This is a genomic window from Rummeliibacillus sp. G93, from assembly GCF_023515935.1.
GTDB classification, from domain to species: Bacteria; Bacillota; Bacilli; order Bacillales_A; family Planococcaceae; genus Rummeliibacillus; species Rummeliibacillus stabekisii.
This window is the reverse complement of sequence record NZ_CP097314.1, coordinates 1,665,987-1,689,407: the sequence shown is the minus strand read 5'-3', so window position 1 is coordinate 1,689,407 and position 23,421 is coordinate 1,665,987. Positions and strand designations below refer to the sequence as shown.

Genomic DNA, 23,421 nt, shown 5'->3' with positions numbered 1-23,421 from the left:
TTACTATATAGTCAATACGTATGCACTTGATAGAGAGGCGGAATGTTATGTCAGAACAATCACACAAATATTTTACTACTGGGGAGTTTGCTAAACTTTGCCATATATCAAAACAAACCTTATTTTATTACGATGAAATCGGTTTACTTTCACCCTATATTAAAGAGAACAATGGATATCGTTATTATACCTATTCACAGTACGAAGTTTATATAGTAATTGAACTGTTGAAAGATTTAGGTATGCCTCTTAAAGAAATTCGAAATTTTTTAAATAACAAAACGCCGATTGAAGCTATTCAATTACTTACTAGCCAATTGGACGAAATTGACAATAAAATTAGTAAGCTTCAGCATATTAGAACAATAGCCGAAACGACTATCAAAATTATCAAAGAAGCATTAGAAGTGGATTGGAAAAGTATTACTGTTGAAGATCTTCCTGAGAGAACATTGCTCATAAGCCAGCATCTACGTCATGCAACAAATCGTCAATACTTGAATGCTGTGACTGATTTTATTGACTTGTGCAATAAGCATGAATTATATACGGGGCATCCAATCGGAGCCATTTTAGCAGAGGAAGAAATATTGGCTGAGAACTTCGGAAATTATAGTTATCTTTATACCGAAATGCCTTCGAGTATCGAAAAGGTCTCCACAATTGTTCGGCCAGCAGGACAGTATATTATTGCCTATCATAAAGGAAACGATAAGGAAATTGCTCCATCCTATCACCGAATATTTGAATTTGTAAAAGAGCATCAATTAGTGATTAAAAATTTTGCGTATGAAGAATATATTTTAGATGAGGTTGCTGTCAATGGTGCGGAGAATTATGTGACTAAGATTATGATTCCAATTAAATAGTCCATTTATTCTCGTTTACACTTATAATTTCTACTTAATCATTCATTTATTCTTAATTATTATAATTTCTCTTTCTAAGAGAAATTATTTTTTCTAAGTAGAATAGTTAACCATTACATTTCGACAAAGTCGAGTCTTCTAAGTAGAGGATTCGACTTTTTATTATCTTCTTTTATTAAAAAGGTTCCCAAATGTATATTTGGGAAAGTTATTTATGATAGAATAGAAGAAATTGAGGTGATGTGAGATGGATCAAAAAAAGCCAAAAATACTTAGAGATTTTTTAATTTATTTAACAGCTATTAAAGGAAAGTCAAAACGCACACGAGATGAGTATGAATACGATTTGACCTTATTTCTGCGATTTACGCTTAGCGTACAACAAGATAAATTAGAGCAAATTGATACAATTGATATACATTCAATTGATGCCTCGTTCTTAAAGGAAATAACACTCGAAGATATGTATCTTTTTTTAGAATACTGCGAGGAAAGACGAAAAAATAGCGCACACACCCGTGCAAGGAAGGTAGCGACATTGCGCTCATTTTTTAAATACTTGAAATCCAAGCGCCATATTATAGAAGAAAACCCGGCAGATGATTTGGAAACACCAAAAATAGGAAAAAAGCAGCCGATTTATCTCAGTTTAGATGAAGCGAAGACATTTATGGGCGGCATCCAGTACAGCGCACATTATGATAGAGATTATTGCATGATGACATTCTTTTTGAATTTGGGTATTCGTGTATCTGAATTATGTAATCTAAATATGGACTCTATCCATGAGCGTACACTGACTGTGAGAGGGAAAGGCGATAAAGAAAGGTCTGTTTATCTCAATGATGCATGCCTTAAAGCGCTGAAAACTTATTTAGAGCATGAAAGGAACAAAATGAAGAATGCTGATAAAAATGAGGCTTTATTTCTTTCTCAAAAAGGAACACGTTTAACAAGGCAACGAATTGCAAAGATTGTAAAAGCAATCAATTTATCATCAGGGTTAGAAAAAAAGAAGCTGTCGCCACATAAATTACGCCACACATCTGCTACGATGATGTATAAAAGTGGTGCAGATATTAGAAGCCTGCAACAAATTCTAGGCCACTCTAACGTATCAACGACTCAAATTTATACACATGTGGAGAATGAAGAGATCCAACGAGTAATTGAAAACAATCCTCTAAACATTTTATAAATAATAATATTATGTAAACAAATAAACAGGGACTTTATATAAAGTGTTGAGGTATGGCTACCGATGCAAAAGGGTATTAAAGGTAATACTAAATCAAAAATGTACTTAAACTAATGGGTCAGTATAGTTTAAGTACAAGTGAATTAGAATATTAATTCTTTTATAAGAAGTCCAATATATTTTATTTTAAAACAACGAGGAGGCGTCAATCCAAAAGTGTGATGGACGTCTTATTCGTGTGATTAGAATTGTATATTAAAAATCAAAGTAATCTACAATCATTTGTACGACTAAAAGAACTGTTACTAATCTAAGAAGTGGTTTTACATGTTCTGTTTTTAATTTGCGAGCTAATCTTACTCCTAACTGTGCACCAACAATGGATCCAAGCATTAATGCTATGGTAAGTGGCCATAAAATTTTACCTGTTGATATGTAAGTGATGGCTGAGCCAAAACAACTTGCAAAAACCCCAACTCTTGCTAAGCCAATTGCTCGGATATAAGAGATTTTTTGGCTTGCATATAAATATAATGCAAGTGTACTGCTTCCTGGCCCAAACATTCCGTCATACATTCCTATACCAATTAGTGCAGTTCCTGATTTTTTACTTGCATGAAATTGTTCAGTTCCATCAAAATTACCTGTATTAATGAAGGAAGTTACAAAAGCAAAGCTTAATAGAATGATTGCAATAAGCGTAAGGGCACTTCCGCTTAAAAAGGAAGCAATGAGTCCACCTAAAATACCTCCTCCAAGACAAAATAGTAGGACTATTAATGCTTCTTTTGTGGAAACTTCTTTTTTCTTTAATATGACAAGAAAGCTTGAGAGTGAACTGATAGTATTGGAAACCTTGTTTGCACCAATTGCTGAATGTACAGGTAACCCCATAAGTAACATAGTAGGTAAGCTAATAAGTCCCCCTCCTCCAACCAATGTACCGACTACATTACCTATAATTCCAATTAAAAAAAAGATAATAAATTCCATTAAATAACCTACTTTCAAAATTGCACCATAGATTCAGTTTACCACGTATAATCAACTTTAAAAACATGATGAATGGAACGATGAGGTAGAAGAATTTGAATTAATGATAAGTAAATGATATGAGCATAATTTTTGATATTGTTTTTTAAATCATCTAAAGTTTTTTTATTAAACCAAAATGAAAAATACTAAAAAAGCATCCATTTTGATTATCTTTTTTCAAAATGGAAGCTTCTTATTAATTTTAAACAAGTAAGGTTAAATGGTGTTTTTGTTTAACTTTTTTGCGGCTACACCATTATCTCAAAGATTGATTTAATGGATGTATTTTATCACTCAATTCCCTAAAAAGTTTTCGGTAAAAAAGGGCCTAGATGCTTGATCAAATGCAACTCCTACACCAAGCGCGTCAAATTTATCATTTAAAATGTTTTTACGATGCCCAAGTGAATTCATTAATCCTTCGTGAGCATATACACTGCTGATTTGCCCTTCAGCTATATTTTCTCCGGCTGTCATAAAAGCAATTCCATCATTCTTCATCCGATCAAAGGGTGATCCCCCGTTTAAATCTGTATGACTGAAATATTGATGAGAAGCCATATCATCACTATGTTTTTGAGCGGTCGCTTTGACCTGAACATTCCAAGAGAGCGGATGTAGGTCATTTTTTACGCGTGCTGCATTTGTAAGGTCAAATAATTGATATTCAAAGCCTTTTGTAAGGCGTTTACTGCTTTGAGGGTAAAAGTTTTTCTTGTTCGCCTCTAAATTTTTACTAATAATTTGTACTGCGGTTAACATATTATTATTATGCTTATCGAAAAATACTGTCACGTAGCTCCTGTCCATTTCGTATATGTCATATTCTCCGTTATTTTGCATTTGATAAAGGACAAAGCCTTTTTTAATACCTTTTAAGGGAGTGCCAAGTTTCTTTTCGACAGAGTGTTTAGAATTACCGATTTGTATCCCTTGTTTTGAAGATACCAAATTTTGATTTGTGTATAATCCAGCCACAAGTTGATTGGAATCATAGGTAACCATAAAAAAGTTGTGATAGTTTTTATGATACGTGTACCATTTAGCGCCATATTCATTATAGGTAGAACGCTGCGCTTTTCCCATCTGTTTTTCGACGCTTTCTTTTGTGTTCCCAATTTCTATATTGTGTACAGAGAGGGCTTGATGCTTAGGTATTTTTAGGTCAGGCTTTTTGACGTTCTCAAGCGTATCCTGCTTTTTTGAAGTTAATTTTAAGTCGTGTACCTTTGCTGTTATAAAATCAACACCTTCTCTGAAGGTATTTGAAACAGATGACAGATCCTTAGTATTAATTTGATCCTTTTGAATAATGAAATATACTCCGAGGAGAATCAAGCAAAAGAAGATTATCCTTAATAATTTCACACGGAACCACTCCTAATAATTTACTTTTTTTATGCCTAGCATGTTATTGATTTTATAATGCCTTAGGAATGATAGCAAAAAAGACAAGAATGATTTCTATGTACGATTTAGAATTTCATCAATCGTAATAGCGGTTTTTATACTTCTATTGAGGTAAATGATCAAATGAAAATTGTTCAAAACTAACAGGATTTATACCAATTGTTTGTCTCCTAGAAAAAAGGCATTATTCTTAGGGAAGATACAAAACGCTTCCATGACGAGTTTTGCATATCGGACGATAGTAAAGCGTCAGAATGGGTATTTAGTTTGAACATGTAGGGGTGAAACCACCCAATTTGTAAAACGCCCATACATAATGGCTATAGAACGCAAAATGAAAGAAATATGATAAAATAAATTACTAGGTGACATAATGAAAATGGGTAAATAACTCTTTATAAAGTTCAGGTGATAATATTGAAATTTAAACTTAAAAGAAACAGAAGCAAATCACCAAAAGTGAAAAATAAACAGTTTCTTTCCATTGCGCAAAGTGGACAAGAAATAGTATTTGAAGGTGTTTTTGCAAATAATGATTATAAAGTAAAAGAACTTTGGGCGAAAGCAAGGTACCACGAAGGTTTTATTATTAAATTGGCAGAAGTTGAACCTTCAGCCAATTTCAAATTGACGATTCAACTCGATCAAATTTTAGAACAAATCAAATTTGAAGACGATAACAATCAAGATGTATTAGATTTTTATTTAAAAGTTCGTAATTCAGCAGAAAATATCTCAGAAAAAAATCGAGAACGATTTCTCGAAAATAATGCAAAATTTATTACGATTAATGATCAAGAGTACATGGAATATTTTATCCGGTTTGGACGCTTTCAAAATACACAAATAAGTGGAATTGAAATGTACAAGTTGGATAATAATTTTGGTGTATTTGGGTTGACAACTAAGGGAAACATCTCGTTTTATTACAATAATCTTATTCAGCCAAATATTAAATTACAAACAGAAAAGATTGTGATGGATGAAGATATTATACGAATCGAAGGATTAATTTTCACAAAAAATGCTAAAATTAACAGCGGACTTGGTATTTTAAGAAACCGTACCACTAATGAAGAATTGCATACAACAATGTCATTTTCAGATATTCCAGAAGCAATTAACACGCATTTTGGTTTAAATAGATACCGTTTCCAAATGACCTTCAATACTGCTTCATTAATCAATAAAGAATTAAAAGATGGTATATTGGATGCTTATATGGATTTAGATTTAGACACCTATGGATACCAAGAGATGTACCGGGCAAGGGTTGGTCGACCAACGAAAAGGGTTAAGCTCTTTATGAAAGATCTCTATGCAAAACATGGGGACTATGCAATAGTCATACGTCCATATCTCACATTTAAAGCATCCAATTTATCGTTCGAAACATGGAATTTTCCAAATCGAGACTTTGACGTCCTAGTTAATTCTATGAAAAATGCAAGACAAATTTACAAAAAAAATCAAAACCGTGATATCTGGTTGGTAGGCGAAAGAATTTATAAGGCTCAAGATACTGGCTATCGATTCTTCGAATACATGAGGAAGGAACATCCTGAAAAAGAAGTCTACTATGTAATTGAAAAAGATTCGCCTGAAGCAGCGAATGTAGAGCCACTCGGCAATGTCCTCTATTATAAATCGGTAGAGCATATTGAAAAAACGATGATGGCAACTAGAATTATCTCATCTCATCATCCTGACTATTTGTATCCAATTCGTACGAAAAAGTACAAAAATCAGGTGCAAGGGGTAAAAGTTTTCCTTCAACATGGCGTAATGGGAACTAAGAATATGGTTGCAAACTATGGTAAAAATGGTGCAGCTGCCTTTGAAACAGATTTATTCTTAGTAAGCTCTGAATTTGAAAAAGACATGATTGTGGGAGATTTCGGTTGGGCTGAAGAACAAGTAGCGGTAACAGGCTTATCTCGATTTGATTCTTTATTTGCAAAAGATGTGGCCTTAAAACGACAACTGCTTATTATTCCAACTTGGCGCGATTGGATTACTTCAGATGAGGTATTTTTGGAAAGTGCTTATTTCGAACGTTATAAAGAACTTGTGAACCACCCAGCTTTACATATGCTGGCTGAAAAATATGATTTCGAAGTGGTGTTCTGCTTACATCCTAATATGCAACATTTTACGCCTTATTTTAAAGAATTTGCATCTGTCAAAGTGATAAGCCAAGGGGAAGTTGATGTCCAAAGGCTAATCAAAGAAAGTGCGATCATGATTACGGACTATTCAAGTGTAGCTTTTGACTTTAGCTTCTTACATAAGCCAATCATATATTATCAATTTGACCAAAAACGATTTTTAGGTAAACGTCCCTCCCATTTAAATATTGAAGAAGATCTACCAGGTACCATTGCCTATGAGGTAGAGAATGTGCTGGAGGAACTTGAAAGATATGCACAAACCAATTTTACGATGGAGGATAAGTACGTAAACCGGGCCTCTAAATTCATTCAATATCGTGATCAATTTTCTAATGAGCGGATTTATACGACTATTCAACAAGCGAAAAAGCATAAAGAGACTTCTGATGAGTGGAAGATGGCTCAAAAATATCTGCAAACACGTTTCAGAAAAAGTAAACCTTACTTCCCGACAATGAAAAAATTGTATAAATACTTAATAAAATTCACTAAAATAGATAAGAATTTAATCCTTTTTGAAAGCGGAGTTGGAAAACAGTATTCAGACAGTCCAAAATATATTTATGAGGAAATTATAAGACGTAAATTGCCTTATAAAAAGGTATGGGTGTATGACGATATCCTGCCTGTTAAAGACCGCAATACAATTCGAATAAAAAGATTAAGCCCGCAATATTATTATTATTTGGCGAAAGCGGGATACTGGGTGAACAATCAAAACTTCCCAAGCTATTTGAATAAACGGAAAGAGACCACCTATATTCAAACTTGGCATGGTACACCATTAAAAAAAATGCAATTTGATATTGAAAACGTTCAAGGTCGGGATGACGGCTATTTGGACCGAGTATATCATGCATCACGTCAATGGAGCACTCTATTATCGCCGAGCGCTTATGCAACAAAAGCATTCCAATCAGCTTTCCGTTATGATGGGGACATCATGGAAAGTGGTTATCCGCGTAATGATATTTTCTATCGTTCAGACGTAGGAGTAATTACCGAACGTATAAGACAAAAATTAGGTTTATCGAAAGATAAAAAATTCATTCTTTATGCACCGACATTTAGAGATAACCAAACAACTAAGAATAACAAGTTTACCTTTGAGTTGAACTTTGACTTAGAAAAAATGAAAGAAGCATTAGGGAATGAATACGTCCTGCTTCTACGCATGCATGTGGTGGTTAGTAATAATATTAATATTCCGGCAGAGTACCGTGACTTTGTAATGGACGTCTCTAAATACTCTGATATTCAGGAACTATACCTAGTCAGTGATATTCTGATGACGGATTATTCATCTGTTATGTTTGATTTTGCGAATACAGGCCGCCCCATTTTGTATTACACATATGATTTGGAAGATTACCGAGATAATCTTCGCGGCTTTTATCTAGACTTTGAAGAAGAAGCGCCCGGACCATTTATAAAAACAACGGAAGAGATTATAAATACGGTGACCAATATCGATCAAGTGATGGATCAATATAAAGTGAAATATGATAAATTCTACAAAAAATTCTGCGGCTTAGAAGATGGATATGCATCTGCAAGAGTAGTCGACCGATTTTTTGATAAGTAAATAATAGGTTATACAGAAATTATCCTTTTTGTTTTCAGCAAAGAGGGTAATTTTTTCTCCATAAATAGATGTTTACTTATAGAGGTGTGTTAATAATTACTTAGAGATTTAGTGTTGGATTAATAAACCCCATATTTATACAATAATTTTATTATGTAAACTAATAAATCACTTCACATTCTATATCGTTTATTTTACTTAAAAAAGGGAATAGATAAGCTGTACAGCAAACATAACCAGAAGTGGAGTGAAAGAAATGGCTTCTGAAAAACAGAACAATCAACAAGAAGATGAGTCATTAGTAGATGAAGGAGTTACAATTGGCCAACCGGAATCTGAAACAGGCCCTAATCCGCCGGAAAGACAACCAAAAGCAATACGGACAATCGGATTCGTTGTTTTAGGAATTGTCTTAATTGTCCTTGGATATACGCTAATCTACCATTTAATGTATTAACATGACGAAGTTATTAGAAAAGATTGAACCTCTGTATAGGGGTTCAATCTTTTTGTTTTTGTTGAAGCAAAAAAATTAATATTTCCATCTGGACAAGCCTCCTTTTTAAAGGAGTTTTATGGCAGTGTAAACGTCTTGGTTCCGAATGGCGGAAAATTTTGATCAAAGCAATAGGCAAGAAAGCTATTCTTGCAGGAGGAGCAGAATTATCATTCACCGGTAAAACTGATTTAGAGTATTGTTCTATGTTAAGGCAATCTTATGTGATGATGTTGCCTTTTAGTTTGGTAAGAAACATATACTTTTAGAAGGCTACCTTCCATCAGATAAATGTGCATCTTTTCATGTTAGCACAACCTATGATAAACTATTTTAACAGAATCTTCTAAATGAGAGGGCACTTATTGCTCTGTGAATTAATAGCTAAGAAGGAAATGGAAGAAGCAGGACCAGCGAAGCATAGAAGACTGTATTCGATTTACTAACGACGAAAATTATCAGTTGTATTGGATATTGCTTATTAAATTTAATTAATTACGTAGAATAGGAGGTTATTATGAAAAAAGAAGATATAAAAAACAAAGTTCATTTTGAAAAAACAAAGAAAGAAAGCAATGATGTATTTAATCGATCTTTTATAGGTACTCCTGCCATTGGCGGAATGATAATTATGGGAATATTAATTCTCTATGTTATATATAATATGTATTTCAGTGACTAATGTTATAGTTGCATACTTGGTTTAATACCGTTAGGGTAGAATTATAAAGTGCGTAACTAGTAATGCGCAATCTCCTACTTGGTACTAGGAAAAACATATATGAAAAGTGTCCTAAAGATAATTCTTTCCTAATTACAATTGATTTTTTGCAGGTGATATCATAGCAGAACTACGATATTATTTGGAAAATATATAAATAAGAAAAGAAGAATGCCTGTCTAAAAGGAAATGCGTATGTTTCACTAATTCTAAGTAAATAATGAAACGTGAAAGAGATGTCCGTTTTTAGAACATCTCCTTCTAGCTATAGATAGAGAAAGAGGTAGAAGTGATGTTAGAACAACTTATAAACGAAGCCAAATTACATACTAAAGAAGGAAAACCGGCATCTTATATTCCAGCCCTAGCGCACCAATCTGTAGATCAATTTGGTATATCTTTAATAGACGAATATGGAAATTATTTTGAAAGCGGAGGAACAGATACTCTTTTTACATTGCAAAGTATTTCAAAAGTAATCAATTTTATGGTTGCTTGTGAGTATCATGGTTTAGATTTTGTTCTGGATAAAGTTGATGTAGAGCCAACTGGTGACCCTTTTAATTCGATAATGCGATTAGAGAGCTCTATTCCTGGAAAGCCTTTCAATTCGATGATTAATGCAGGTGCTATTACAATCGCTTCCATGTTACCCGGGAAAAAGCCTGAGGAACGTGTTGCACATGTTGCAGACTTTTTAGGCCGGACTACTGGCAGTATTCATAAAGTAAATGAAGAAATATATAGTTCCGAAATTGAAACAAGCCACCGAAATCGTGCAATTGCTTACTATCTAAAGGCAAATAATTATTTACTTGATGATGTAGAAAAAGCGCTAGAGACCTATATCTACTTATGCTCATTGGAAGTGACAACTAGAGATCTAGCAAAAATAGGATTAATGCTAGCAGGAAACGGTATTTATCCAATAACAAAAGAAGAAATAATCACTCGCCAAACTGCTAAAGTCACTAAAGCATTAATGACAACTTGTGGACTGTATAATGCTTCAGGCAAGTATGCTGCTTCTATTGGAATTCCAATGAAAAGCGGTGTATCTGGCGGAGTCTTATGTTCAGTACCCGATGGAAAAGTGGAGCAACTTAAAGGGAAAATAGGGATTGGTGTTTTTAGTCCTGGAATTGATGAGATAGGGAATAGTGTAGCAGGGATGAAATGTATTGAAAAACTTTCAAAGACATATGATTTGAGTATTTTTTAATAATCCCATGAGGAAAATCATGTAGCAGGTCGATATCCATTGACCGTTATGAGGCGTTGAATTATAACAGTTTCAGTGGTATTGGAGTCATGGAATAGCAATTCTCATGGTATACATACTATGTCTTTCTAGTATTTACTGTACTGCTAAATTGCTTGATCTTTAAGTTTTAATAAAATAATTACTGAATTTTTAAAATATTATGTTATAATTGAACTCTATTAATAGAAAGGTGTGATAGATATGAAATGTGCTAACTTCTATAAACAAATTTGTATGGATAAGGTGAACTGCGAGTAATTCAACATTCAATTAGAATGCTCGCAAATTTTTAAATTACTGGAGGAGCATTCATGTTAAATAAAAAAGGTTTTGATCTGTGGGCAGACCATTATGATGGAACAGTACAAGTAAGTGAGGAAAATAACTTGTATCCGTTTGCAGGATACAAAGAGATTCTAAATGGCATTTATAATGAAGTGATGCAAAAAGAGAATTCAAAAGTGCTAGATATCGGCTTTGGAACAGGCACTCTAACGAATAAATTGTATGTGAATGGTCATCAAATAAATGGCATTGATTTTTCAACCGAAATGCTTTCCATTGCCCAAGATAAGATGCCTAAAGCAAACCTTATGGAATGGAATATATCGAAAGGCTTGCCCGCTGAAATCTTAACAAACCAGTATGATTATATTATTAGTACGTATACGCTGCACCATTTGACAGATGAAGAAAAGGTAACATTCATCAATAGTTTGCTACCTCTTTTAAAAAAAGGTGGTAAAGTTTTAATTGGTGATATTGCCTTTGAAACGAGAGAGCAATTGGAGAAATGTCGTCAAGAAAGCTTAGCTTATTGGGATCCTGATGAATATTATTTTGTATATGAGGAATTAAAACATTCCTTCAAAAATCTCTTTGAATTTTACCCGATTTCACATTGTGGAGGCATTTTTATCCTTTCAAACTAAACGGGTTCAAAGATAAATGTTATAAAGATCCGATTTATTTTCCTTTTCGCTTTGTTTCAGCTATAATATAGGCATAGATGCATATATTAAAAATACCGTTAGTGCGGGTACACTAACGGTATAACAATAGCAGGCTCCATCAAAGGGGTCAGCTAGTAGAGGAAATAATCCACCGAGCTGCTAACTCAAGGGTGGATTATTTTTTTTGGTTAAATGACAGCATTGCAACAATTAAGCTAGAAAAAGCTACAGCAAACATAAGCGCTTCGAAAACTGTCATACGGCACCACCCCCTTTCTAACGGGGAGTGAGCCGACCACCCTTGAGAAATCCTATACTATTGTCTCTCTATTATAACATTATTTGTCCTCTAAACTTTCATTTTTCACTTTAAAAAAGTAAAATAGTAAGGAATTCTATTGATATAAAAGGGGAGTTTCTATGAATGATCCGCGTTTTAAGATTGCTCACCGAGAAGCAGTAATTGGGGTCTTGCTCGTGCTCATCAATTTTGCAATATGGTTTGGCTTTGCCTATGGGCTTGGATCAGCGGACCCGAAAGAATATACATATGTTTTCGGTTTTCCGGCTTGGTTTTTCTATAGTTGCATTGCAGGAACAATCTTTATGATTTTACTAATTATTTTTGTCATCAAGGTATTTTTCAGAGATATGCTTTTTGACGATGAAGGCGGTGATAAGTCATGATGCACTGGCAGGTAATTTTCCCGCTCTTTATTTTTCTGGTTATCATCTTTTTAATAGGTATATTGGCAAATAAACATGTAATGAATTCGAATTCTTTCTTGCAGGAATATTTCTTAGGCGGGAGAGATATGGGTGGTTTCTTACTGGCGATGACCATGATGGCTACTTACGGTAGTGCTTCTAGTTTTATAGGTGGTCCAGGTGTCGCTTATAATACCGGTCTTGGATGGGTATTACTTTCAATGGCTCAACTGCCTGCAGGCTACTTTGTATTGATGATTTTAGGGAAAAAGTTTGCTATTATCGCAAGGAAATACAAAGCGATTACGCTGATTGACTTTTTGCGTGAACGCTACCAAAGCAATTTTGTTGTAGTGGTATCTGCATTAAGTATTATTATCTTTTTATTTTCTTCTATGGCGGCCCAATGGGTGGGTGGTGCACGGCTTATTGAATCGTTGACTGGCTTGCATTATACAACTGCACTCTTTATTTTTGCCGCTGTGGTTCTCGTATACGTCATTATCGGAGGTTTCCGTGCTGTGGCATTGACAGATGCTGTCCAAGGGTCTGTCATGCTGGTTGGTAGTATCATTTTACTTGTAGGAACGATTATAGCAGGCGGTGGTGTTTCTAATATCATGCATGATTTAGTTGCTGAAAATCCGAAATTGGTATCACCATTCGGTGCAGATAACAGTCTTACCCCCCTATATGTTTCAACATTTTGGATTTTAATTGGGATTGGTGTTATCGGTTTACCACAGATTGCTGTTCGGGCTATGTCATATCGTGATACAAAAAGCATGCATGCGGCAATCATCATTGGAACTATTGCTCTTGGTACTGTTATGTTCGGTATGCACTTAACAGGCGTTTTAGCTCGTCCAGTCCTACCTGGCATTGAAATAGGTGATAAAGTAATGCCTCTTTTAACATTAAAAGTTCTTCCGCCATATTTAGCAGGTATCGTGCTGGCTGCGCCAATGGCAGCGATCATGTCGACGGTCAATGCATTGCTTATGCTTGTGAGCTCAACAATTGTAAAAGATATATATCTGAATTTTATTAAACCAAAGGCGACTGATCCTGAAATTAAAAGAATCAGTTTCCTAGTAACAGCTGTCATCGGGGTTGCTGTTATATTTGTTGCGTTAAAGCCTCCAAGTTTACTGGTATGGCTAAACTTATTCTCATTCGGTGGTTTAGAAGCTGTCTTTGTATGGCCAGTTGTATTCGGACTATATTGGAAGACGGGAAATAAATACGGTGCGATAGCCTCTATGATTGTCGGTTTAATAAGTTACATTACGCTTTACGATATTACACTGAAGAAAAATATTCCAGACATATTGGGCATGCATCCTGTTACATTGCCAATTTTGTTTGCGTTGATTACCTATGTCGTCATTAGTATATTCACACGTCATAAAGTGAATCAAAAACAGCATATCATTTAATATTTTGCCAAGCTTCTTCTTAGAAGCTTGGTTTTTTTGTGGAAATAGGTTCTAAATTCTCTTGAAACGGGCATAGTATAATATACTTTTAATTTTTTTAGTATAATTACAGCATCCGAATGGAGAGGATACATATGAAATTTAAACAAAAATTGTTATCAGCTGCTTGTGCCACTGGCTGCTGTTTCTTAATACAAACAGCTACTACCCAAGCAAAAGAAACGTCAACACATCTACAGGATGTACTTATTTCTTATAAAGATTACCAAGGTAAACAGTATGCGGAACAACATGTAGAGCATGTAGAGAAACGGTTAGGCGACATGAAAATGGTTAGAGCTAATATAAATGCAAAACAATATCGTCTATTAAAAAATAATCCCCATATAGAATGGGTCAAAACCAGTACAGATAAGGTGCACATTGCTTCCACTTCAACCATTAAATCAGTAGCGCCGAATTACAAACCAAAATGGAATATGAATTATGTCAAAGCACCTACCTATTGGAAAAATGGATATCTCGGAAAAGGTGTTAAAGTGGCCATTATTGATACTGGAGTAAATGAAGTAGAGGGATTAGGAAATGTGGTTAAGCGCATATCCTTTGCGAAAGATAACCCAGCAACAAAAGATATAGATGAATCAGACCCATATGACCGTGGAAATTATGGGGATGGACATGGAACAAGCGTAGCAGCTATTCTTGGTTCACAGCTCGATAAAAAAACACAAAGTTCTAGTCATCTGAATGTAGCAGGAGTTGCTCCTAATATACGAATCTATTCATTAAAATATGCAGACGGAACATCCAATGGACAAATCGGCGATATGATCGAAGCTATTCAATGGTCCATAAAGCATCATATGCAGATTATTAATATTTCATCTAGTATCTATACAGATCATCCAGGCCTAAAAAAGGCAATTAACCAAGCTGCTAAAAAAGGAATTATAATAGTAGCATCCGCCGGTAATGATGGCCCGCATGATGCGCCTACCTATCCGGCTCGTTATGAAAATGTGATAGGGGTTGCATCCATTGGTAAAGATAAAAAAAGTAGTGCCTTCTCAAATAGAGGTGCTTCAGTGGACTTCGCGGCACCAGGCGATGATGTTGCAACGTTGAACGTGGTTGGAGAAAAAATTGTCACATCAGGCACCTCATTTGCTGCCCCTCATGTGACTGGACTCGTGGCACTTTTAATCGAAAGATATCCTAATAGCTCACCAACGACTATTATCAACAAATTGAAAAAAAGCGCATTGGATTTAGGAGCAAAAGGGAAAGACAGCACATATGGTTATGGACTGGCACAATTGCCGAAAATTCCAACAAAAAAGTAAGTCCTCGCAAGCCTTAAATATTACCACTATTTAGAAAAATATTGGTATAATATTGTTAAAGGCCCAAAAGGAGGTTCCTTTATGAAAGAAAAGAATTTTCAACAAACAGTGGGCTTTAGTGTGAAGGACACATTGGCACTTTATTGGCTCTATGCCACACAATCTAAAGCAAAATATTCAGTTGAAATCCATCAAGAATTTGAAAATGAGTTCCCTGGTCGTAAAGTAGGGTATGAATATGTAGCTCGTATTGCTAAAAGGCTCGAAGCAGAAGGGGCATTGTCATCAAGGCAAGAACATAAAAAAATTCTTTATAGTATTACTGAGCTTGGTCGAAAACGTTTAACACGTTATAACGAATTATATTACGGTCGTTTCCATGAAATTGTTTTAGTCCTAGATCGCTTTTATTACGAATTAACCCGAAATGGCGAAAAGCCTCCAAGGCCAGCTCATCCATTACCCGAAGAATTTCGAAGCTACTTTTCAAAGCTGATTTCGGTGAAAGACGCTGTACGTTATTTAGCCTTAAAGTTAAGCCAAACACGTTCGAGTTTTTATATGGCGGAGGTAGGTCAGCAACTAGAAGATCTCTTTGGCTGGTGTCCTTCCAATGGATATCTCTACCAAATTGCCTGGGAACTAGAAGAAAAAGGATACTTGGTTGGTTCTTGGCCGGATGAGAAGCGAACAGTACGTAACCTGAGGAGTACAGATGAAGGGGCATCATTTTACAAAACGATCGCTATGAATTTGCAAGAACGTATTACAACTATTAGAAGATATCTGCATTATATGCTGAAATTCTTCACTGACCTGAAAGTAGAGCAGCTTTAAAAGAGACCTCTTTAGAGAAATCTAGAGGGGTTTTTATTTTGTTTCAAATAATTATATTATGTAAACTAATATAAAAAAATGAAGCTATCATTTTATAGACAGCCACATTTATTCCTAACTAAAAATATAAATGTCCCACATCAAGACTGCCAAGTCGATCCCACTTAATCCATGCAAGAGCTAATTCCTTACCAATCTGAATATAAAAAGTAGATTCTTGCTCAGTATAATCACTTTCTGTCCGATTATAAATAGATAAAATTTCATGCAAATCTTGCCCTTTTAAATGAGCTGTGTAGATTTCTTTATAAGCCAATAGCTCAGGTTCCTGACTTAGTGCTGCTTCATCGAAATCTGCTATGGCATGTGCTAAGTGGCGGAGTGTATTTGTATCGTAATAGAGTATAAATGCTCCTTTTACCGGTAAATCTTTTACCAATGATTCTGGGAGGGATTCGTACATTTTTTCCGTTTCCTCATTAAGGCCAAAATGCTCAATCTTTGCTATTTCAATATGTAATGCAGATAAATACGCTGCAACAGCTAACTTATTCTGCTCCATTAAATAGGCAACTTTTCCAATGCCTCGGTATAAGTCGCTGTTTGAAGGTTGTTCTTTGATGGCTGCTGTATACATATTCAATGCCTGATCGTATTGACCCTCGTTTCGCAACTTCAACGCATGCTCTACCATCTTTTCAACATTGCCCAATTTCATCAACCTTTCCTTATGTAGATAGCTTCATTATAAAGGTTGGAGTAAGAATAGGGAATGGCAAAGAAGTTCAATTACTAATAGAGGTTAATTTAGAGGAGATATTTACTAATATGTTGAATTAGATCTAGTATTAATACTCCTAAAGAGAGGTTTAAACATGTATAAAATAATTCAAGTTGACAAAATAGAATCTCAGTATTTAAATCAAAGAATCATTGAAGGCCTAAAAAAGATGAATGGGCGAATTAACTCTAATAATTACGAAGAACTCTTTGTAGCGTTAAAAGATTCAAGTATTGAAGGTTTTGGTATTAGTTGGACTAACTCAAACCATCCCACTGCAAAATATATAGATTTCTGTTCTGCTATTCCTATACCTCAGCTTATGGAAAGATTATTGAAATATTCAGCACCGCATAATAAAGTTATACTTTCTTGTTGGGAAGATGAGATAGATAAAATTGAAATCGCAAAGGAATCTGGTTTTTCAGTTTTTAGGAAAACTTATATTGAAAGATATTCAATCAAGTATATTATAAATAGACTACAAGCCACTCCAATACCGCATACAGGTTATTCATTACGAGAAGTATTGAAAGACGTCCGATTAACTGAAGATTTATTTCGTTTATTGAAATATAATTACGAACAAACACATTTGGCTAATAAGGCAAAGGATGTTTCATGGGAGCTGTGGCGAGAAAAACTTTTAAACGATAATCCAGATCTTGATTTAAGTTATATTATTGTGAACGATAATCTAATATCAGCTTATATATTCTTACATAAAACGGAAGATTGTCATTATGAAGTTGGATGGATGGGAAAACGAAGGCATGTTGATATTTTGCCTGGATTATTGAAGAAACAATTAATAGATCTAGAAGCAGAAGGGATTCAAACTGTAGAATTTGAAATTGATACCACTGATTATTTCGCCTATGAATTTTGTGAAATACTCAATTTAAAAAACAAGAAAAGTTGGGATTCTTTTTTATGGAAAACTAATAGATGAAGCTACGAAGGGAACGCTTGTTCTACATGCTATAAAAGAGCATTTTTATTAAAAAAATGCTCTTTTACTATTTTAAATAACAATAATATTATCATTTTAAACTATTTATCCAATGTCCACCTTGGCAAATATAATCACCAAAGAACAAATGTTCTCGTTTGGTTGGTGGCAATATATTAAGTTTTTTGTAACATCTCAATAAAATTCTCTGCTGCCTGTGATAAGCTATGATCCTTGAGCCATATTAATCCAACTGATCCTGTTAACTCTGGTGTATGTGATATTCGGTAAGCATTAATCGGATATCCGTGATATCTTTCGAGAAGGGTTTCTGGAACAATAGATGCTGCAAAATCAGATGCGATGAGATCCATCAACAAACTAATATCTGAACATTCACCAACAATATGTGGCTGTAGCTTCGCGCGAGAAAAAGCTTCTACAATTAAGTAGTGTACACCTAATCCCTCTGTACTTGGAAAAAGAAGAGGATATTGTTCTATTTCAACAAGTGATACTTCTTGATCTGTTAAAATTTGCTTTTCGGATGTAATGAAATAAAATGGCTCATTACATAAATGAAGTACAGAAAAATCGTCCAGATTTAGGGGCAACCTGATAATAGCTAATTCCACCACCCTGTCTCTGACTAACTGACAAAGGTGGGACGATTCATTCTGTTGAATTTTATACGTAATCTTAGGGAACTGGTTTTGAAATTGTTCCAGTATTTGAGGCAATCCACTAACTGAAAATGTGTTAACACCCATTGTAAGCCTTCCATTTACACCCTCACCAACCTCTTTTACCTCGGTTTTGGTTTCCTCCATTAATTGAGTTATTTGCAAAGCGTTTTTATATAGTGCTTTTCCTGCCTCAGTCAATTCTAAAAATTTCCCGCTTCTCTCGAATAATTTTGAGCCCAGTTCATCTTCCATTGCTTTCAATTGCTGGCTTAATGGTGGTTGAGACATATGAAGCCTTTTAGCAGCAGCGGAAATTTTCCTTTCCTCTACCATGGCAATAAAATAGCGCAATTGTCTGATATCAATCAATGAAATTCCCTCCTTATAGTTAAATGATATATGAAAAATATAAGTAAAACTAATTTTATTAATATTTTTCATATATTTAAGCGCGTGATAACATATTTATATCGGCGATGTAACTCCTAAAACAGAGTGCATTACTGCCGTTAAAGGTTAAACAAATTAAGATGAGGTGAATTGAAATGGATTTTGTACAACGAACAATCGATTTAGCGCGTGAAAATGTGGAAGCGGGTGGACGCCCATTCGCTACAGTAATAGTTCGAGACGGTGAGATTATTGCTGAGAGTCCCAACTTAGTGGCGCAAACAAATGATCCGACTGCACATGCTGAAATAGTCGCTATTAGAGAAGCATGTAAGAAGCTACAAACTGAACATTTAACAGATTGTGATATTTACATCCTCACTACACCATGTCCTATGTGTTTAGGTGCAATGTATTATTGCAGCCCTAGAAAAGTAATCTATATAACAACTCGTGAGGATTATGTTCCATATTATAAGGATGATCGCAAGTACTTTGAGTTGGAAACATTTTATGATGAATTTAGTAAACCTATAGAAGAACGCCGATTACCTATGGTTCAACAGCCAAATGAAGATAGTATTAAAGTGTATCAACGTTGGAACGAGTTAAACTCAAAATAAACGGTGAAAGGATTGATGTGTGTGAATTCTACTTATTGGTTAACTAATACACGTCTAGAGACAAGTTATCAAATCAATGAAGGAAATGTAACAGGAACAAATTCAGAAGAATTCCACTTATTGATTAAAGATAAGAAAATTGCAAAAATAATTGCTGCTTCTGAAGAGATCACAGACAATCTACCGCAAAAAGATGCGAAACAACTACTAGCTCTACCTTCTTTTATTGAAAAACATTGTCATTTGGACAAAACCTTACTAGGCGACCGTTGGCGATCTGTGACACCAGTTCGAAATATTTTTGAACGATTGGAGATTGAAAAAGAAGTTCTTCCTTCTCTAGAGACCACTACACAAGAACGAGCAGAATTGTTGCTTGAAAAATATGTGGAATATGGCATTACTCATGTGCGTACACATGTAGATATTTATCCTGAGGTAGGTTTAAAGAATTTAGAAAATGTCCTAAAGGTATTACGAAAATTTGAGGGGAAATTAACATATGAAATTGTAGCCTTCCCTCAGCATGGACTGTTACGTACAGATTCAAGAGACTTAATTAGAGAAGCGTTAAAAAGTGGTGCAAGTTTTGTAGGCGGTGTTGACCCGGCTACAGTGGATGGGGATATAGAGGCTTCACTAAAAGCAATGGTGGAGTTGGCCGTTGAAGGTAATGCTGGAATCGACTTGCATTTGCATGATCCTGATCATTTGGGTATTTTCACAATGAAAAAACTAGCTCAATTAACAAAAGAAGCAGGTTTGCAAGGAAAAGTAGCGATTAGCCATGCGTTTGGTCTCGGAGATATCTCGATATCTCAAGCAGAAGAAATGGCCGAATTACTAGCTGATGCCGGAATCACTATTATCTCTAGCGTACCGATTGATCGTAAATTCCCTCCGATGGGCTTATTGCGCGAGCGTGGCGTATCAGTTGCAGTAGGATGTGATAACATTTTTGATGTTTGGTCACCTTTCGGCAATGGAGATATATTAGAACGGGTTGGACGTTTAGCTGAGATTTCTCATTGGGTGGATGAACGGTCACTTTCACAAGCACTTTATTATATTACAGGCGGTAAGACACCATTGAATCAAGAAGGAAAACAAGTATGGCCAAAGGTTGGAGATGAGGCAAATCTTGTTTTGGTCGAAGCATCGTGTTCTGCAGAAGCTGTTGCTCGCAGATCTAAACGAGTAGCTACCATTTTCAATGGAGAAATGACTGCAGGTTCACTTTAAGCATACTAAGAGCATTAGGGGTGTAAGGTTCTGAGTTGTGAGGCGTTAGCATAAGAAAATATAGGAAGTTGTCTTTGAATACTTGTTTTCATAATAGAAGTATTCAAAGACATACTTCTATTTGGTTTTAGTCAACAAGAAAACTATACATAAAATCCTAAATGAATTGAGTTGGATGTTCTTTTAGCGAAGCAGCGAGAGCTATCTAGCGCATTGAATGGGACTAAAAGGGGAGTGGTTTTTTGCAAATATTATTAAAAAATGTGCGTTTGGAAACAGGATATCTGTATGACCAAACATTTGTAACAGCGACAAAAACAGATTTATTTGATGTGTTAATTGAAAATGGGACATTTATTGAAATTGCCCCAACGATTGAAGTAAGTAATGTAGTAGTAATTGATGCCAAAAACCAGCTACTCATTCCATCATTTAAAGAGATGCATATACATATTGATAAAACATATTTCAGTGGAGAATGGAAAGCACCAACTGCACCTACAGAAGGGATTTTTTCTCGTTTAAAGGAAGAGGCGTTATTATTACCGAAGCAATTGCATGTTGCAGCAGATAGGGCACACGCGATGATCCAACACTATATTAAAATGGGACATACACATATTCGAACACATGTGAATGTTGATCCACAGATCGAGACGAAACATATAGAAATAGTCAAACATGTATTAGAAAGCTATCAAGAACAAATCACGTATGAAATTGTGGCATTCCCACAGCATGGTCTATTACGTAATGGTCCTTCTTTTTTATCAATCCTTGAGAAAGCTCTACAATTGGGTGCTACCCATATAGGAGGGGTAGATCCTTCTTTAGTAGATCGCAATAGTAGAGAAGTGATAAAAACAACTTTTGAATTAGCTGAAAAATATGAGATAGGCATCGACATGCATTTACATGAGCAAAATACATTAGGCGAATTTGACATTCAACAAATTCTAAACGAAATGGAACAACGCTCTTTTAAAAAGGATGTAACGATTAGTCATGCGTTCGCTTTTGCAGACTTATCTGAAAAGTCACTAGATCAGTTAATAAGTCGAATGGCTACCAATAAAGTTGGTTTAACGACAACCATTCCTATTGGTCCAGGTGCTATTACAATCCCTGTGAAGTATTTGTATGATAGGGGCGTAAAAGTTTCATTTGGCCATGATAGCCTGGTGGATCATTGGTCGCCTTTCGGAAGTGGAGATACTATACAAAAATTAAATCAATTTATAGAGCGCTTTGGTTATATAGATGAATGGCATATAGGACAATCCTTAAAATATGCGACAGGCGGAATCACACCTTTAAATCTTGCTGGAGAACAACAATGGCCAAAAATTGGAGATACAGCGAATGCACTACTTGTAGATGCAGTTAGCTCCGCACATCTGATTGCTAGACAATGTCCTATTTCCACAGTAATCTCAAACGGGAAGGTCATTCATGAAGAAAAGATAGATTTAAGGGGGAAATTTCGATGAGCACATGGGTACGGAATGTTCGACTGGAAACAGGGGAAACAACATATGAAGATGGCAGTATTAAAACCGAGACAAGTTTGTTTCACATTCAAGTATCAGAAGCAGGATTGATTCAAGAAATCCTGCCTGCTTCATCGAATGTACCTAAAACAAATTCAATCGACATGCAAGGGAAATTGGCCCTTCCTGCATTTAAAGAAATGCATAATCATTTGGATAAAACCTATCTTTCTGTAGGGTGGAAGGCTTGTCGTCCTGTGAATAGTTTGTCCGAAAGATTAGAGTTGGAAGCGGCAGAATTAGAAGTCCTTTCTGAGACGGTGACGCAAAGAGCTTCTGCTATGATTGAATTACATTTGAATAATGGTGTGAATCATATCCGAACACATGTCAATATCGACCCTTTTATAAAGCTAAAAAATCTAGAGGGCGTTAAAAAAGCACTGGAGTCCTATGAGCAATATTTAACCTATGAAATCGTTGCATTTCCGCAACATGGCTTGCTAGCTCATGATGAAATGCCTGACTTATTAAGACAAGCTCTAGATTCTGGTGCCACAATCTTAGGAGCGCTTGATCCAGCTGGTATTGATCAAGATATTGAAAAGTCATTACAAGTAACCATGGATATTGCTAAGGACTACAATGTAGATCTGGATATGCATCTACACGATAGAGGACAAGTAGGTTTTTATACGATGGATAAATGGCTTGATATGGTGAAGGAACAAAATTATAATGGGCATACAGCTTTCAGTCATGCATTTGGGTTAAGTAAATTAACGCCACCTTCACAAAAGAAATTTGCGGAAAAGTTAAGTGAGTATGAAGTGGAAATCATGTCTACTGTTCCTATATCAATTAATCATCAGCTAATACCTATAGATATTTTGAAAACAGAAGGTGTTAAAGTGGCTTTAGGCTGTGATGGCTTTTATGATTCTTGGAGTCCGTATTTCTCAGGCGATATTTTAGAAAAGGTACATAATTTTTGCCAATATACGGGTAAATCCAGCGAACGTGCCTTACGCAATAGTTTAAGCTTGATTACACAAGGTGTAACTCCCTTATGCACAGAAGGACAACAACAATGGCCGAAAGTAGGTACAGAAGCTAGTTTCGTATTTGTTGATGCAAGCTGCAGTGCAGAAGTAATAGCGAGACTGCCGAAAAACAGAATGTTAATGCATAAAGGCAAGTTATATCAATCGAAACACTAGAGACA

The 23,421-nt window shown here is 35.3% G+C and carries 20 protein-coding genes; 16 read left to right on the top strand and 4 right to left on the bottom strand.

All coding sequences use genetic code 11. From position 1 onward, the window contains the following. Positions 1–47: 47 nt before the first annotated feature. Together M2M59_RS08370 and M2M59_RS08365 are read left to right on the top strand one after the other, a co-directional pair. Positions 48–869: a MerR family transcriptional regulator gene (locus tag M2M59_RS08370; protein ID WP_249774300.1), complete on the top strand. Its 822-nt coding sequence runs from the start codon at positions 48–50 to the stop codon at positions 867–869. A gap of 247 nt (positions 870–1,116) precedes the next feature. Next, a complete protein-coding gene (locus M2M59_RS08365; RefSeq protein ID WP_249774299.1) occupies positions 1,117–2,067 on the top strand; it encodes a tyrosine recombinase XerC in 951 nt (316 codons plus the stop codon). A gap of 255 nt (positions 2,068–2,322) precedes the next feature. On the opposite strand, the gene M2M59_RS08360 is transcribed toward M2M59_RS08365, so the two are convergent. Beyond that, positions 2,323–3,060 carry a sulfite exporter TauE/SafE family protein gene (locus M2M59_RS08360; protein WP_249774298.1) on the bottom strand — a complete coding sequence of 246 codons (738 nt, stop codon included), beginning with the start codon at positions 3,058–3,060 and terminating at the stop codon, positions 2,323–2,325. Between the two features lie 336 nt (positions 3,061–3,396). Next, positions 3,397–4,470: a CAP domain-containing protein gene (locus M2M59_RS08355; RefSeq protein ID WP_249774297.1), complete on the bottom strand. Its 1,074-nt coding sequence runs from the start codon at positions 4,468–4,470 to the stop codon at positions 3,397–3,399. Positions 4,471–4,929: 459 nt separating this feature from the next. Here M2M59_RS08355 and M2M59_RS08350 point away from each other — a divergent pair, with 459 nt between their 5' ends. From M2M59_RS08350 to M2M59_RS08310, 9 genes are all read left to right on the top strand, one after another. After that, positions 4,930–8,268: a CDP-glycerol glycerophosphotransferase family protein gene (locus tag M2M59_RS08350; protein ID WP_249774296.1), complete on the top strand. Its 3,339-nt coding sequence runs from the start codon at positions 4,930–4,932 to the stop codon at positions 8,266–8,268. 256 nt (positions 8,269–8,524) lie between these two features. Then, entirely contained in the window at positions 8,525–8,725 is a 201-nt protein-coding gene (locus M2M59_RS08345; protein ID WP_066787299.1) for a hypothetical protein, read from the top strand. 556 nt (positions 8,726–9,281) lie between these two features. Next, positions 9,282–9,446 (top strand): hypothetical protein, encoded by a 165-nt coding sequence (locus tag M2M59_RS08340; RefSeq protein ID WP_249774295.1) that lies wholly within the window; start codon positions 9,282–9,284, stop codon positions 9,444–9,446. A 331-nt stretch (positions 9,447–9,777) separates the two neighbouring features. Beyond that, positions 9,778–10,707 carry a glutaminase A gene (gene glsA / locus M2M59_RS08335; RefSeq protein ID WP_249774294.1) on the top strand — a complete coding sequence of 310 codons (930 nt, stop codon included), beginning with the start codon at positions 9,778–9,780 and terminating at the stop codon, positions 10,705–10,707. 353 nt (positions 10,708–11,060) lie between these two features. Next, positions 11,061–11,681 (top strand): class I SAM-dependent methyltransferase, encoded by a 621-nt coding sequence (locus M2M59_RS08330; protein ID WP_249774293.1) that lies wholly within the window; start codon positions 11,061–11,063, stop codon positions 11,679–11,681. A 441-nt stretch (positions 11,682–12,122) separates the two neighbouring features. Next, positions 12,123–12,389: a YhdT family protein gene (locus tag M2M59_RS08325; RefSeq protein WP_147193416.1), complete on the top strand. Its 267-nt coding sequence runs from the start codon at positions 12,123–12,125 to the stop codon at positions 12,387–12,389. After that, positions 12,389–13,849 carry a sodium/pantothenate symporter gene (gene panF, locus M2M59_RS08320; protein WP_249775994.1) on the top strand — a complete coding sequence of 487 codons (1,461 nt, stop codon included), beginning with the start codon at positions 12,389–12,391 and terminating at the stop codon, positions 13,847–13,849. Before M2M59_RS08325 ends, panF begins: the two co-directional genes overlap by 1 nt. 134 nt (positions 13,850–13,983) lie before the next feature. After that, on the top strand, positions 13,984–15,195 hold the full coding sequence (locus M2M59_RS08315; RefSeq protein ID WP_249774292.1) for a S8 family peptidase: 1,212 nt from the start codon (positions 13,984–13,986) through the stop codon (positions 15,193–15,195). 81 nt (positions 15,196–15,276) lie between these two features. Further along, a complete protein-coding gene (locus M2M59_RS08310; RefSeq protein ID WP_150284456.1) occupies positions 15,277–16,032 on the top strand; it encodes a helix-turn-helix transcriptional regulator in 756 nt (251 codons plus the stop codon). 118 nt (positions 16,033–16,150) lie between these two features. Here M2M59_RS08310 and M2M59_RS08305 read toward each other — a convergent pair whose 3' ends face one another. Continuing rightward, complete coding sequence (locus M2M59_RS08305) at positions 16,151–16,750, bottom strand: tetratricopeptide repeat protein (RefSeq protein WP_249774291.1); 600 nt, start codon at positions 16,748–16,750, stop codon at positions 16,151–16,153. A 157-nt stretch (positions 16,751–16,907) separates the two neighbouring features. Here M2M59_RS08305 and M2M59_RS08300 point away from each other — a divergent pair, with 157 nt between their 5' ends. Next, positions 16,908–17,765: a hypothetical protein gene (locus tag M2M59_RS08300; RefSeq protein WP_249774290.1), complete on the top strand. Its 858-nt coding sequence runs from the start codon at positions 16,908–16,910 to the stop codon at positions 17,763–17,765. A gap of 176 nt (positions 17,766–17,941) precedes the next feature. On the opposite strand, the gene M2M59_RS08295 is transcribed toward M2M59_RS08300, so the two are convergent. After that, positions 17,942–18,817 (bottom strand): LysR family transcriptional regulator, encoded by an 876-nt coding sequence (locus M2M59_RS08295; RefSeq protein WP_249775993.1) that lies wholly within the window; start codon positions 18,815–18,817, stop codon positions 17,942–17,944. Between the two features lie 179 nt (positions 18,818–18,996). Here M2M59_RS08295 and M2M59_RS08290 point away from each other — a divergent pair, with 179 nt between their 5' ends. The 4 genes from M2M59_RS08290 to M2M59_RS08275 all read left to right on the top strand — a co-directional run bounded on the left by M2M59_RS08290 (position 18,997) and on the right by M2M59_RS08275 (position 23,416). After that, positions 18,997–19,464, top strand: a complete 468-nt coding sequence (locus M2M59_RS08290) for a nucleoside deaminase (RefSeq protein ID WP_249774289.1) — start codon at positions 18,997–18,999, stop codon at positions 19,462–19,464. A gap of 21 nt (positions 19,465–19,485) precedes the next feature. Further along, positions 19,486–20,706 (top strand): amidohydrolase, encoded by a 1,221-nt coding sequence (locus tag M2M59_RS08285; RefSeq protein WP_371923778.1) that lies wholly within the window; start codon positions 19,486–19,488, stop codon positions 20,704–20,706. A gap of 242 nt (positions 20,707–20,948) precedes the next feature. Further along, entirely contained in the window at positions 20,949–22,196 is a 1,248-nt protein-coding gene (locus M2M59_RS08280) for an amidohydrolase (RefSeq protein ID WP_249774287.1), read from the top strand. Continuing rightward, on the top strand, positions 22,193–23,416 hold the full coding sequence (locus M2M59_RS08275; RefSeq protein ID WP_249774286.1) for an amidohydrolase: 1,224 nt from the start codon (positions 22,193–22,195) through the stop codon (positions 23,414–23,416). Before M2M59_RS08280 ends, M2M59_RS08275 begins: the two co-directional genes overlap by 4 nt. Positions 23,417–23,421: the final 5 nt, after the last annotated feature.